Origin of the sequence: Stappia sp. P2PMeth1, from assembly GCF_900185735.1 — a bacterium.
GTDB lineage: Bacteria > Pseudomonadota > Alphaproteobacteria > Rhizobiales > Stappiaceae > Stappia.
Window position 1 is genome coordinate 1 of record NZ_FYAW01000021.1, and the last position, 13,969, is coordinate 13,969.

12 protein-coding genes and 1 tRNA gene are annotated in these 13,969 nt (G+C 67.1%); 8 read left to right on the forward strand and 5 right to left on the reverse strand.

Annotated features, from left to right (window positions below):
* Positions 1-554: IS3 family transposase (locus tag P2PM1_RS13830; protein ID WP_208985278.1), on the forward strand; the 554-nt coding region annotated here is incomplete at its 5' end.
* Between the two features lie 891 nt (positions 555-1,445).
* Here the strand turns inward: P2PM1_RS13830 and P2PM1_RS13835 are convergent.
* On the reverse strand, positions 1,446-2,522 hold the full coding sequence (locus P2PM1_RS13835; RefSeq protein ID WP_186389311.1) for an ABC transporter ATP-binding protein: 1,077 nt from the start codon (positions 2,520-2,522) through the stop codon (positions 1,446-1,448).
* 238 nt (positions 2,523-2,760) lie between these two features.
* On the opposite strand from P2PM1_RS13835, the gene P2PM1_RS13840 reads away from it, so the two are divergent.
* The 7 genes from P2PM1_RS13840 (at position 2,761) to P2PM1_RS13870 (ending at position 9,412) form a co-directional block, all read left to right on the forward strand.
* Positions 2,761-3,459, forward strand: coding sequence for a GntR family transcriptional regulator (locus P2PM1_RS13840; RefSeq protein ID WP_186399461.1), 699 nt, complete (start codon positions 2,761-2,763; stop codon positions 3,457-3,459).
* Entirely contained in the window at positions 3,456-4,370 is a 915-nt protein-coding gene (locus tag P2PM1_RS13845; RefSeq protein ID WP_186399462.1) for an alpha/beta hydrolase, read from the forward strand. Before P2PM1_RS13840 ends, P2PM1_RS13845 begins: the two co-directional genes overlap by 4 nt.
* Positions 4,371-4,404: 34 nt before the next feature.
* Complete coding sequence (locus P2PM1_RS13850) at positions 4,405-5,622, forward strand: sugar ABC transporter substrate-binding protein (protein WP_186399463.1); 1,218 nt, start codon at positions 4,405-4,407, stop codon at positions 5,620-5,622.
* 142 nt (positions 5,623-5,764) lie between these two features.
* Positions 5,765-6,682, forward strand: coding sequence for a carbohydrate ABC transporter permease (locus P2PM1_RS13855; RefSeq protein ID WP_186399464.1), 918 nt, complete (start codon positions 5,765-5,767; stop codon positions 6,680-6,682).
* Positions 6,679-7,512, forward strand: a complete 834-nt coding sequence (locus P2PM1_RS13860; RefSeq protein ID WP_186399465.1) for a carbohydrate ABC transporter permease — start codon at positions 6,679-6,681, stop codon at positions 7,510-7,512. The genes P2PM1_RS13855 and P2PM1_RS13860 overlap by 4 nt, the downstream gene beginning before the upstream one ends.
* A gap of 20 nt (positions 7,513-7,532) precedes the next feature.
* Complete coding sequence (locus tag P2PM1_RS13865; protein WP_186399466.1) at positions 7,533-8,420, forward strand: sugar phosphate isomerase/epimerase; 888 nt, start codon at positions 7,533-7,535, stop codon at positions 8,418-8,420.
* On the forward strand, positions 8,417-9,412 hold the full coding sequence (locus tag P2PM1_RS13870; RefSeq protein WP_186399467.1) for a Gfo/Idh/MocA family protein: 996 nt from the start codon (positions 8,417-8,419) through the stop codon (positions 9,410-9,412). Before P2PM1_RS13865 ends, P2PM1_RS13870 begins: the two co-directional genes overlap by 4 nt.
* Before the next feature lie 55 nt (positions 9,413-9,467).
* On the opposite strand, the gene P2PM1_RS13875 is transcribed toward P2PM1_RS13870, so the two are convergent.
* From P2PM1_RS13875 to lon, 4 genes are all read right to left on the reverse strand, one after another.
* Positions 9,468-9,543: transfer RNA gene (locus tag P2PM1_RS13875), tRNA-Val, on the reverse strand.
* 174 nt (positions 9,544-9,717) lie between these two features.
* Complete coding sequence (locus tag P2PM1_RS13880; protein ID WP_186389303.1) at positions 9,718-10,614, reverse strand: aspartyl/asparaginyl beta-hydroxylase domain-containing protein; 897 nt, start codon at positions 10,612-10,614, stop codon at positions 9,718-9,720.
* 164 nt (positions 10,615-10,778) lie between these two features.
* A complete protein-coding gene (locus P2PM1_RS13885) occupies positions 10,779-11,054 on the reverse strand; it encodes an HU family DNA-binding protein (protein ID WP_186389302.1) in 276 nt (91 codons plus the stop codon).
* A 184-nt stretch (positions 11,055-11,238) separates the two neighbouring features.
* The gene (gene lon / locus P2PM1_RS13890; protein ID WP_186395499.1) at positions 11,239-13,662 is read right to left on the reverse strand and encodes an endopeptidase La; all 2,424 of its coding nucleotides are present in this window, start codon (positions 13,660-13,662) and stop codon (positions 11,239-11,241) included.
* Positions 13,663-13,969 lie beyond the last annotated feature (307 nt).

Sequence of the window (13,969 nt, forward strand, 5' to 3'; positions counted from 1 at the left end):
ACCGGGATGCGGGAACCGGCGGCTTGGCCGTCGCCGGGAACCTGATCGCGCGGCAGTTCGCCACCGATGGCCCGAACCGCAAGTGGGCGGCAGACATCACCCATCTGTGGACCGGTCAGGGCTGGCTCTATCTGGCCGTCATCCTCGACCTGTACGCCCGGCGGATCGTCGCGTGGGAGGCTTCCGACCGGCTGCATGCGGGCGTGGCCCTGTCGGCCCTCGACAAGGCCATCGCCTTGCGCGGGGTGGCGCCCGGCCTCATCCACCACTCCGACCGGGGCAGCCAGTATCGCGCAACCGCCTATCAGGCCAGGCTGCACGCCAACGGCATCGCCCCCTCCATGTCGGCCAAGGGCAACGCTTACGACAACGCCATGGTGGAAACCTTCTTCAAGACCTTGAAAACGGAACTCGTCTGGCGCACCCGGTTCGAAACCCGAAAAGACGCCGTCAACGCCATCGCGCGCTACATCGACGGTTTCTACAATCCCTCAAGACGCCACTCGGCGCTTGGATACATCAGCCCCGTCCAGTTCGAAAAAATGGGCGGATAACAAAACCCCTCTCCACTTTTGCGAAGCAAGTCCAGTGCCCATTGGCTGCCAGAGCGGCTACGAGGGCACACCCGCCCCTCCCGCGTCCTCCCGAACGTCAACCGCTCTCGCGCACCCGTCGCCCGGCACGCACCACCCTCCCGGCGTCCTCCCGGACGGCGCGCAGCGCCGAGCCGGGATCGGCGAGCCGAGGGCCTGTCGGCCGCGCTCCCCGAACGACGCCACACGCACCGTGCCTCTCCGGTTCCGGCTCGCGGCTTCGCCTTGGCCGGAATGACGCCAAGAGAGGTTGGGGCAAAGGAGGGAACGGCGGGGATGCCGACCGCCCCACCCTCGGCCGTCACACCGGGCAAGCGCAGCGCGACCCGGTGCCCATTGGCTCCCAGAGCGGCGGCGAGGGCACACCGCCCCTCCCGCGTCCTCCCGGACGGCGCCCGCTCTCGCGCACCCGTCGCCCGGCACGCACCACGCTCTCAGTTCGTCTTCCCGGACGGCGCGCAGCGCCGAGCCGGGATCGGCGAGCCGAGGGCCTTTCGGCCGCGCTCCCCGAACGACGCCACACGCACCGTGCCTCTCCGGTTCCGGCTCGCGGCTTCGCCTTGGCCGGAATGACGCAAAGAGAGGTTGGCACGACGGGAGGGACAAAGAGCGAAGCAGCTACGCGGAAGAAATCCCCGGGGCGGCAGCGCGAGGCCGCCGCCTCACCCTCACCAAGGTTATCCCCGCGCCGGACACGCCGGAGCGCGGCGCGGGGACGGCCCGCCGGCCGTATCCGGGGTTGACGCGGCTTGAGACGCAAAAATCAAAAAAACGCGATTTTGAGACGGAATTTCGCAAAATCCGTCTCAATTTCAGATCAACACATAACTAATTGATTTAAAATACAAAACCTCAATTCACCTCAAGTCTCGCGCCGCTGTCGCGCTCGAAATAATGTAGGTCCGCAAGATCGTAATCGAGGCTTATCCTCTCGTTGCGGCGCAGCGCCACGGTCGGCGCCAGCCGCGCCGTCAGCTCCTGATCGCCGAACCGGCAGATCGCCATCGTGTCGGAGCCGAGCGGTTCGAACACCTCAACCACCGGCGCGATGGCGCCGTCCCTGTCCCCGGCAAACGACAGGTGCTCGGGACGGATTCCCACGTCGATCCGCGCCCCGTCGGGCGCCGCCACCTCGCCCAGCCTGAGCGCCGCATCTCCCACCCTCAGCACTGGCGAAGCCCCTGATCTGTCGAGGTTTCCGCTGAAGATGTTCATCTGCGGCGAGCCGATGAACTCGCCGACGAAGCGACAGTTCGGCCGGCTGTAGAGCTCGATCGGGTGGCCCTGCTGCACGATGTTACCCCCGCGCAGCACCACCACCCGGTCGGCCAGCGTCATCGCCTCGGTCTGGTCATGGGTGACATAGACCGTCGTGGTCTTCAGCATCGCATGCAAGCGCTTGATCTGCGTGCGCATTTCGACGCGCAGCTTGGCGTCGAGGTTGGACAGCGGCTCGTCGAACAGGAACACCGCCGGCTTGCGGACGATGGCCCGGCCCATCGCGACGCGCTGGCGCTGGCCGCCGGAAAGCTGGCCCGGCTTGCGGTCGAGATAGGGCTCGATCTGCAGGATACGCGCCGCCTCGCGCACCTTCGGCGCGATCTCGGCAGCCTTCAAGCCCCTCATTTTCAAGCCGAATCCGATGTTTTCGGCAACGCTCATATGCGGGTAGAGCGCATAGTCCTGGAACACCATGGCGACGTCCCGGTCGCGCGGCTCGACATTGTTGACGACCCGCTCGCCGATCTTCAGCACGCCGCCGGAGATCTCTTCCAGCCCGGCGATCATCCGCAGCATGGTCGACTTGCCGCATCCCGACGGCCCGACAAAGGCGACAAACTCGCCATCGCGCACATCGAGATCGACGCCATGGATCGCCCGCACCGAGCCGTAATTCTTGACGATCCCTTCCAGCCGGATTTCGGCCATGGCGCTCTCCCTGTTCGCCGCCCTCGTTCCGGGGCTTGCATTATCGATAATTTGGATGTTATCGATATCGATAATGAAGCGCAAGCCCGGTCGGGAGAGCGGATATCCCCGCCGGGTCCCGCCACCGACCTTCCAGCCACGCCGGCAATCTCGGGCCGGCGGACGGCGGCAGCGGGGCAAAAAAGCGCGGAAAAGCTGGGCCGGCGCGGGTCCGGCCGCAGGAAGGAGCCGATGTTCGATGGCCGTTGAGAGTTTCTCGACCGCGTCCGTGATGGATCTTGTCCCCCGCCAGTCGAGCCGGCGCAGCCATGCCGTCTTCGTGGCGCTGCAGCGGGAAATCGTGCTCGGCGACCTGCCGCCCGACTCCGCCCTGACCGAGATGGAACTGGCCCAGCGCTTCCACTGCAGCCAGAGCACCGTGCGCGAGGCCCTGATGCAGCTCTCCGAGGAGGGCCTGGTCAAGCGCCTGCCGCATCGCGGCACGCTGGTCGCCCCCTGCCGCACGGAGGATGCCCGCGCCCTCATCAACATCCGCCGCGAGGTCGAATGCGGCTATCTCGAACGGGTGCTCGGCAATGCCGGACGCGGCCTTGTCGGCCAGCTTCGCGACGAGCTCGACGCCATGCGCAACGCCGCCCGCGACGGCGACGAATACCGCCTTTCGGTTCATGACCGGGCGTTTCACACCGCCCTCTTCGCCGCCGCCGACCTGCCGCTGGTGGTGCCGATCCTGACCCGCTGCCTGATCCACAATCACCGCTACAAGATCATGAATTCGCAGCCGAACCGGGCGCTTGAAGAGACAGCCGAACGGCATGTCCCCATCGTCGAGGCCTTGCGCGCCGGCAATATCGACCATCTGCGCGCGGTGCTTGCGCACCACATCTCGACCATCGTCGACTTCGGCCCGGACCTCACCGGGAGACCCTGCGGATGACCGCCCGCCAGCCCAGCCCGGCGATGCGTGCCCTGCTCGACCGCCTCGCGCGGGAAGATCAGGGCCTTGCCGACCCGACCACGCTGGAGCCGCAGGCCGGGCGCTCGCTCGCCGCGCTCACCAACATCCGCTGGAACGAGGACCTGCCGCCGGTCGCCGAAAGCCGCAACCTGATGCAGGCCGGCCTGCCCGCCCGCCTCGTCGTGCCGAAAGGCGACACGGGGCGCGACGCGATCCTGCATGTCCATGGCGGCGGCTGGGCCTTCTGTTCCGCCGCGACCCACGAGGCCGCCGCCCGGCGCCTTGCCGATGCGACCGGCGCCCGCGTGCTGACGGTCGAGTATCGCCTGGCCCCAGAACACCCCTACCCTCAAGGACTTGAGGACGTGCTGGTGGCCTGGGCCGCGCGCGATCCCGGCTTTCGCTGGTCGATCGCCGGCGACAGCGCCGGCGCCAATCTGGCGCTCGCCGCCATGCTGCGGCTGGTCGAGGACGGCGGCGCGCTGCCGGCCCAGGCGCTGCTGTTCTATGGCGTCTATGGCGCCGACTTCGCCACGCCCTCCTACGAGGCCTACGCGGACGGGCCGGGTCTCACCCGGGCGAAGATGCAGCGCTACTGGAACTGGTATGCGGCGCGCGACCTGCGCGGCCGGCCGACGGTGTCGCCGCTGGCGGCCAGCGACGCGGCGCTCGCCGCCCTGCCGCCGCTCTATCTCAACGCCGCCGGGATCGACCCCCTGTGCAGCGACACCGAATTGCTGGTCGCGCGCCTGCGGGCGCTCGGCCGCGACGACCCTTTCGATCTCATCGAGGGCGTCGTCCATGGTTTCATGCAGATGGGCTCGGCCCTGCCGGAGGCGCGCGGCGCCTTCGAACAGGCCGGCACCGTCTTCAGAAAACGGGCCGCCTGAGGAGCGGCCCATCATCCAGGGAGGAACCAACAAGATGAAAATACTGAGGAAACTCGCTGTCGCCGCCAGCGCGCTGACGCTGATGGCCAGCCTTGCCCATGCCGACAGCACCGTCCGCTTCTGGTATCATTTCGACAATGCCGACAACCCGATGGACGCCCTTGTCGCCGAGTTCGAGGCCCAGAATCCGGGCATCAAGGTCCAGGCCGAGAACATTCCCTGGAACAGCTATTACGACAATCTCTACACCGCGATCGTCGGCGGCAACGCGCCCGACGCGGCGATGGTCAAGATGTTCGCGCAGCCGCGCCTCGTCGAAATGGGCGCGCTGGAGCCGATCGGCGCGCAGATCGACGCCTGGGACGGCAAGGATCGCCTTGAGGACAATCTTCTCGACCTGACCCGCGCCGCCGACGGCAACACCTACTACCTGCCGGTCCAGTATGTCGTGCTCTATCTCTACTATCGCCAGGACATGCTGGACGAGCTCGGCCTCCAGGTGCCCGCCACCTGCGACGAGTTCCGCAGTGTCGCCAAGGCCCTGACCCGCGACACCGACGGCGACGGCCGGCCCGATGTCTACGGCTTCGGATTTCGCGGCGGCAAGGGCGGCCATGACCACTGGGCGAGCTTCGTGCTCGGCCGCGAGGGGGTCGACCTCCAGCAGGGGCTGACCTCGGAGGCGGGGATTGCCGGCAGCCAATACGTGGTCGACCTGTTCCGCGAGGACGGCGTCTTCCCGCCCTCCGCGCCCAATGACGGCTTCCAGGAAATCCTCGGCGCCTTCAAGGCCGGCAAGACGGCGATGACCATCCATCACATCGGCTCGGCCAACGGCCTTGTCGAGGTGCTTGGCGACAAGGTGTCGGCCGCGCCGGTGCCCGAATGCGGCGGCGGCCGCTGGACCGCCTTCGGCGACGAGAGCACCGCCATCCTGTCGTCGGCCTCCGACAAGGAGGCGGCCTGGAAGTGGATCTCGTTCCTGTCCTCGCCGGTCAACAATGCACGGTTCAACGAGGCGACGGGCCAGCTTCCGGTGGTCCGCTCGGATGCGGAACGCTGGTCTCTGCACCCGCGCCGCTTCGTCAAGGCGACGGTGGACTCGCTTCCTCACGCTCACCTGCTGCCGAATGTCTCGCAGACCTCGGACTTCGTGAACACCGTCTGGCCGGTCAACATGCAGCGCGCCCTGACCGGCGAGATCTCGGCGAAAGAGATGAACGAAAAGATCGCCGAACTCTACGCAAACTAGCCGGAACAGGCCCCATCGCCGCCGGGGAGGCTTGCCGCGCGCAGCCTTCCCGGGTCTCCCGCACCCTGGAATCGATCAGCCACGGGACGGCCGGGCGTTTTCGCCCGACCGTCCGCTGATCCAGCCGACGGCCAGACAGACCATGACCGATATCCCCGCTTCCGACGCCGGGCCGACCGGACGGCCGCTCGGCCGGCGCGTGCTCCCCTACGCCATGTTGTCCCCGGCGGTGCTGGTGACGCTCGCCATCGTCTTCTTTCCGATGCTGCAGACGGCCTGGATGAGCCTGCACGACTATGTGCTGTTCCGGCCGCACCGCTTCGAGTTCCTCGGCCTCGACAACTACCGCAAGGCGCTGGCCGACGAGGTGTTCTGGATCTCGCTGCGCCACACCGCGATCTGGATCGGCATCACGGTTCCCGCCCAGTTGCTGCTCGGCCTTGCCACCGCCCTGCTGCTCAATCAGGACTTCCCCTGGCGCCCGCTCGCCCGCGCGCTGATCATCATTCCCTGGGCGCTTCCCTCCGTCGTCATCGCCCTGATGTGGGTGTGGATCTACGACAGCAATTACGGATTGATGAATGATTTCCTGCTGCGCCTCGGCCTGATCGAGCAGGCGATGCCCTGGCTCGCCCGGCCGGACACCGCGCTCGGCGCCATCATCCTGACGCTGACCTGGCAGGGCTTTCCGTTCTTCGCGGTGATGATCCTCGCCGGCCTGCAATCGATCCCGCGCAGCTATTACGAGGCGGCGGCCATCGACGGGGCCAGCGCCTGGCGCCAGTTCTGGCACATCACGCTGCCCGGCATTTCCGGCGTCCTGGTGACGGCGGTGCTGCTGCGGATGATCTGGGTCGCCAATTCCTTCGACGTCATCTTCGTGATGACCGGCGGCGGACCGGGCTACAGCACCTACACGCTGCCGCTCTACGCCTTCGTCAAATCGCGCACCAATCTCGACTTCGGCTACGGCTCGGCGCTCGCCGTCCTGTTCACCCTGCTGCTGATGGGGGTCGTGCTGATCTACCTGCGCCGCACCGGAAAGGCGGTGAGCCGATGAGACTGCGCAAGCCCCCGCTGTGGCGGCGGATCCTGACCGTCGACCTGCCGATGCTGGCGATCCTCGCCTTCACGCTCGGACCTTATGCCTGGATGTTCCTCACCTCGGTGACGCCGGAGGCCAGGCTTTTCGTGGAGGGGCCGTCGATCCTCGGCGCGACCTTCGAAAACTATGCCCGCCTGTTCCGCACCGTCGGCTTCGGCCGCAACCTGCTCGACAGCCTGATCGTGGCGGGCGGCACGGTGGTCGTCGGCCTGTCGCTGTCGATCACCGCCGCCTACGCGTTCTCGCGCTTCGAGTTCAAGGCCAAGCGCCTGTTGATGATGCAGTTCCTGCTGATCAACATGTTTCCGCTGGTGCTGCTGATCCTGCCGCTCTTCGTGCTGATGCGCGTGCTCGGCCTGCTCGACACCCATGCGGCGCTGATCATCGCCAACTCGACCATCGCCATCCCCTTCTCGGTCTGGATGATGGTCAGCTACATGAACGGCATTCCCCGCTCCCTCGACGAAGCGGCAATGACCGACGGCTGCACCCGCCTCGGCGCCCTGCGCCGGGTGATCCTGCCGCTCTGCGCGCCGGGCATCGTCGCGACCGGCATCTATATCTTCATCACCGCCTGGAACGAATATCTCTACGCGCTGACGCTTGGCGGCCGCAACGTGCGCACCATCACCGTCGCCGTGCAGACGCTGATCGGCGAATACGAGGTCCAATGGGGCCTGCTCACCGCCGGCGGCATCATCGGCGCCATGCCCGCCACCGTTCTCTTCCTGCTCGTCCAGAAACGCCTCATCTCCGGCCTCACCCAGGGCGCGGTGAAGGGCTGAGCTTCGAAAGGACCTTCCCCTTGAAGAACCCGATTGGCATCATCTCGATGCAATTTGTCCGCCCCTTCACCGGTGCCGACCTGCATCATTTCGCAAGGGCCGCGAAGCTCGGCTTCGACTTCGTCGAACTGCTGGTGCCCGAGCCCGAGGACGGGCTCGACCTGGCCGAGACACGCCGCGCCGCCGAGGATGCCGGTCTCTTCCTGGTGCTCGCTGCGCGCGTCTCGCCGACCCGTTCCATCGCCTCCGACGATCCGGCGAACCGCCAGGGCGGGCTCGACTACCTCAAGCGCTGCGTCGAGGTGGCGGACGGGCTCGGCGCCCGGATGATCGGCGGCCCGCTCTATGGCGAGCCGATGGTCTTTGCCGGACGCCCGCCGGTGCCGCGCAGCGATGCCGACATCGCCGCGCGCGCCGAGCGCACCATCGAGGGGCTGAAGCAGGCCGCCGCCGTTGCCCGCTCCGCCGGCAAGGTACTGGCGCTGGAAGCGCTGAACCGCTTCGAGACCGACGTGATCTCCACCACCCGGCAGGCGATCGAGGTCGTCGACGCCGTCGGCGATGCCGGCCTCGCCCTGATGCTCGACACGTTCCACATGAACATGGAGGACCGCTCGATCCCGGACGCGATCCGCGCCGCCGGCAGCCGCATCGTCCATTTCCAGGCCAACGAGAACCATCGCGGCCATCCCGGCACCGGTCATATCGACTGGCCGGCGGTGATGCGGGCGCTGCATCAGGTCGGCTACAAGGGGCCGATCTCGCTGGAGCCCTTCCGCCGGGCCGACGACCGCGTGGCGCTGCCCATCGCCCATTGGCGCGCGCCGCGCGAAGACGAGAGCGACAAGCTGATGGCGGGCCTCGGCGTCATCCGCAACGCGCTGGCGCTGGCGGAGGTCGACCAATGATCAACATCGGCTGGATCGGCTGCGGCCGCCACGCACGGCAGATGCTGCTGCCGCAGCTCGGCCGCAACGGCTTTCGCATCGCCGCCCTGTGCGATCGCGATGCGGCCGCCCTTGGCGAGGCGGCGGCGAATTACGGCGTCACCTCCCTGCATCAGGACTACCGCGATCTGATCGCCCAGCCGGGATTGGACGCCATCGGCATGGCGGTCGGGCCGGAGCTGCACCGCCTCGCCGCCCTCGCGGCGCTCGATAAGGGCCTGCCGGTCTTCATGGAAAAGCCGCCCGCCGCCGATGCGGCCGGCGCCCGCGAAGTGGCGGCGGCCTCGCAGAAGGCCGGCAAGCCCGTCATCGTCGGCTTCATGAAGCGCTATTCGACCGGCAACAGGATCGCTCGCAACGTTCTGGACGGGGGCAGCTTCGGCACGGTGCTCGGCATCACCGGCAGCTACATGACCGCGCCGACCTATTTCGTCGGCGAGCCGGACTATACCGGCTTCTTCCTGCATCACTGCGTCCACTACATGGACCTCATCCCCTGGTTCGTCGGCGAGGACTTCGGCGACATGCTGGTGCGCTCGGTCTGCCCCGCACCGGGCAAGCTGCTGCTGCATGTCAACTTCACCACAAGGGGCGGGGTGATCGGCAATGTGGTGATGGGCACGGTGCAGTCGCGCGGCACGCCGATGGAGGAACTCCGCATCATGGGCGACCATGCGCGGCTCGAAATCGACAACATCATCCATGTGCGGCTCTACCGTGACCCGCCGTTCAAGGCGGACGATCCGGCAGCGACCTTAGACCCGGCCTGCGACACGCTGTCGTGGACGCCCAACTTCACCGCCGCCGCCAACGAGGACCACAAGGGCTATGCCGCCCTGCTGGCCGACACGGCGCGCGCCTTGCGCGGCGAAGCGACCGATGCCCCCGGCATCGAGGCCGGCGTGCGTGCGATGGAGCGGCTGGAGGAGATGATCGCGCAGATCAAGGCGTGAGGCCCCGGGCTCCCGGCCGGGCCCACGGCGCCACGACGGATGCCGGCGGCGAAAATGGTGGGCGGTGAGAGACTCGAACTCCCGACATCCTCGGTGTAAACGAGGCGCTCTACCAACTGAGCTAACCGCCCGCTTGCGGCAACGTTCCCGAAAAGTCCGGGATCAGCCGCCTGGGGATGGCCCTGCGGCCCGCCGCAAGGCTCGTGCCTTGTAAGCCGAGCCGCAGGCGAATTCAACCGGTCAGATCCGCTTGAATTCGCCTTGTCACGGCCTGACAGATGAGGCCCGTTCGCAGCCGTGCGGGATCAGTCCGGCGCGTCGAGCGAGCGGGTGATCTTGCCGAAGCGCGGGAAGACCGGATCGGACAGGACCGCGACCTCCTCCTCGTCAAGCGCCGGGTGCCAGGTGTCGACCGACAGAATGACCCGGTCGCCGCCGCTGCGATGCTCCACCGAATGGGCATAGGCGTCGTCGAAGGCCATGCAGCGCCCGGCAATCCAGGGGCGCGACACCCCGTCGACGGTCATCGCCGCATCGGTGTCCTCGGCCACGGCGAGCGCCAGATGCCGCCGCAGCCGCAGATTGGTCGAGCCGGAATGGGCGTCGATCGACGTGCCCGCCACGGTTCCGGCGAAGAAGACGAAGCCGAAATTGCCGCAGACCGGCAGCGCGTCGATGAGCGGCATCAGATGCGGCAGCCGCGCCCGCAGGCCGGGCGCCTCGCCGCCTGCGCCAATGACGATGATCGCCGGCCAGGCGCCACGGCTGACGATCTCGCCGCTGTCGGGATGCGGCTGCATGGTCTCGCGAATGCCGGTGAAATCGGCGAGGATCTCGGCATGCGCCGCCTCTAGCCGGCGGTCGATCGCATCCGGCTCGAACCAGGGCCGCGTCGGCAGGTCGGGCAAGTGCCAGACGCTCGGCGTCACCTCACCGGCGCGCAGCTCCGGCGCCGGCTTCCAGCCGATCCGCCCGAAGCCATGCGCATCCTGGTGGACGCCGCTCGAGGCGATCAATTCCTCCTGCAGAGCCCGCGAGGAGGCGACCTCCAGCACCGGCCGGCCGAACCAGCGCAGCCCTGCAAGCCGCGCGCGGCCAGGCGCCCCGAGCAGCCGCGCCACATGAGCGCAATCCTCCCGAAAGGCCTCAGCCCAGCCCTCGGCACCGCGCCCTTCGGGCGCCCTCTCCACCTGTGCAGACATCTGCTTTCCTCCGATCCTGTGCGCGGAGCGTAAAAGACAGCCCGCAGCGCCGCAAGCGATCCGCGTGGGTCGCGCAAGGCAGAGCACGGGCGATCAAACGCAAAACGGCCCCGGCGGGCATCCCGCGGGGGCCGTCAGCGGAAGGGTTCGAACGGCCGCGCCAATCAGGCGTTGACGGCGTCCTTGAGGCCCTTGCCGGCCTTGAACTTCGGGGTCTTCGACGCCGGGATCTGGATCGTCTCGCCGGTGCGCGGGTTGCGGCCCTCGGAGGCGGCGCGCTCGGAGACGGAGAAATTGCCGAAGCCGATGATGCGGACTTCATCGCCGCTCTTCAGCGTACCAGTGATCGCGTCGAGCGCCGCGTCGACAGCCTCGCCAGCCTGCGCCTTGGTGAGGCCCGTCTTCTCTGCGACAGCGGCGATCAGGTCGTTTTTGTTCATGGCAGTCCCTTTCCTCGAAACAGCAAGCCCGACGATTCGTGACAGGCTTCGGGGAGGGACACTCTTGCGAAAACCCGCTCGTGGCAAGCTGAAAAGCGCAGAAATCCGCGATTTTCCGGCTTTTCTCATGACAAAGGGGCGCCTGCTTCCGCCGGCGCCCCTTTTCCTGTGAATAAGCGGTGGATCAATGGGCGACGAGCTTGGCCGCCTCATCCTCCTGCACCACCGACTTGGCCGCCGCGGCAGCCGCCGCCTCGTCCCATTCGATGGGCTCGGGGGTGCGCACCAGCGCGGTCTTCAGCACATCCTCCATCCGCGACACCGGGATGATCTCCAGCCCGTTCTTGACGTTGTCGGGGATGTCCGCGAGATCCTTGGCATTGTCCTCCGGGATCATCACGGTGGTGATGCCGCCGCGCAGCGCCGCCAGCAGCTTCTCCTTCAAGCCGCCGATCGGCAGGATCCGCCCGCGCAGGGTGATCTCGCCCGTCATCGCCACATGGCGGCGCACCGGAATGCCCGTCATCACCGAGATGACGGCGGTGGCCATTGCGATGCCAGCCGACGGCCCATCCTTCGGCGTCGCGCCTTCCGGCACGTGCACGTGGATGTCGCGCTTGTCGAACAACGGCGGCTCGATGCCGAAGTCGACCGCCCGCGAGCGGACATAGGACGCCGCCGCGGAGATGGACTCCTTCATCACGTCACGCAGGTTGCCGGTGACCGTCATCTTGCCCTTGCCGGGCATCATGACGCCCTCGATGGTGAGCAGCTCGCCCCCCACCTCGGTCCAGGCAAGACCGGTGACGACGCCGACCTGGTCCTCCAGCTCCGCCTCGCCGTAGCGATAGCGCGGAACGCCCAGGAACTCCTCGACCACCGCCTCGTCGACCTTGATGGCCGGCTTGTCGGACATCAGGATCTCCTTGACCGCCTTGCGTGCCAGGGTCGCCAGTTCGCGCTCCAGGTTCCGCACGCCCGCCTCGCGGGTGTAGCGCCGGATCACCATCCTGAGCGCCGCGTCCGACACCTCGAACTCGCCGGCGCGCAGCCCGTGGTCCTTCTCGGCCTTGGGCAGCAGGTGACGACGAGCGATCTCCACCTTCTCGTCCTCGGTGTAGCCGGCGATGCGGATGATCTCCATCCGGTCCATCAGCGGCGCCGGGATGTTGAGCGTGTTGGCCGTGGTCACGAACATCACGTCCGAAAGGTCGTACTCGACCTCCAGATAGTGGTCCATGAACGACGAGTTCTGCTCCGGATCCAGCACCTCCAGCAGAGCCGAGGACGGATCGCCGCGGAAATCCATGCCCATCTTGTCGATCTCGTCGAGCAGGAAGAGCGGGTTGGACTTCTTCGCCTTCTTCATCGACTGGATGACCTTGCCGGGCATCGAGCCGATATAGGTGCGGCGGTGACCGCGGATCTCGGCCTCGTCACGCACGCCGCCGAGCGACATGCGCACGAACTCGCGGCCCGTCGACTTGGCGATCGACTTGCCGAGCGAGGTCTTGCCGACGCCCGGAGGGCCGACGAGGCAGAGGATCGGCCCCTTCAGCTTGTTGGCGCGCTTCTGCACGGCGAGATACTCGACGATACGGTCCTTGACCTTCTCCAGGCCATAGTGATCCGCGTCCAGCACCGCCTGAGCGTGCTTGAGGTCGTGCTTGACCTTGCCCTTCTTGCCCCACGGAATGCCGAGCAGCCAGTCGAGATAGTTGCGCACGACGGTGGCTTCCGCCGACATCGGGCTCATCTGCTTGAGCTTGCGCAGCTCCGCATTGGCCTTTTCGCGCGCTTCCTTCGACAACCGGGTCTTGATGATCCGATCTTCCAGTTCGGCCACCTCGTCGCGGCCTTCCTCGCCGTCGCCGAGCTCCTTCTGGATCGCCTTCATCTGCTCGTTGAGATAGTACTCGCGCTGGGTCTTCTCCATCTGGCGCTTGACGCGCGAGCGGATACGCTTTTCCACCTGCAGGACGGAGATCTCGCTCTCCATCAGGCCGAGAACGCGCTCGAGCCGACCGGCAACCGAGGTGATCGCGAGGATCTCCTGCTTCTCCGGGATCTTCACCGCCAGATGCGAGGCGATCGTGTCGGCCAGCTTGGAATTGTCGTCGATCTGGCCGATCGCGCCGAGCACCTCGGGCGAAACCTTCTTGTTGAGCTTCACATAGTTGTCGAACTCGGCGACAACCGAGCGCGACAGCGCCTCCACCTCGACCGTGTCGGTGTCGGTGTCGGGCAGCACCGTCGCATGCGCTTCGAACAGGTCGCTGCGCTCCGTGAAGGAGGTGATGCGGGCACGCGACACGCCCTCGACCAGCACCTTGACCGTGTTGTCCGGCAGCTTCAGGAGCTGCAGAACGGTGGCCAGCGTGCCGACCTCGTAAATGTCGGAGGACGAGGGCTCGTCGTCGGAGGCGTTGATCTGCGTCGCCAGCAGGATCTGCTTGTCGGCGCTCATCACCTCTTCGAGCGCGCGGATCGACTTCTCGCGGCCGACGAACAGCGGCACGATCATGTGCGGGAACACGACGATATCGCGCAAGGGGAGGACGGCATGGAGGGTGGTATCGCCCTCGGTCCGCGCATCGAAATCAGTCATGGATCTTCCTTTCCTTGCGAACCCGCCGCCCCGGGGAGTGGCAGACACGACGGGTGCATGCGGAAGCGGTGTCGGGATCATCTCGCCCCGCGCCGGTCGCCGAAGACCGCCGGAAGCTGGCGTCCAGACCGGCCGACCACCCCCGCCCCGTTGGGCACGTTGGCGGTCGCCCCGCTTGCCTGTTATGCCAATAGGTGGCGAGCCCCCTGCAACGTGTCAAGGCACGCTGACCGAACGGCCGCCCCGCGTTGATCTGAGTCTAAGCGCAAACGGCCTTGATTCGCCGAAAATCTGCGCCTCCCACCAG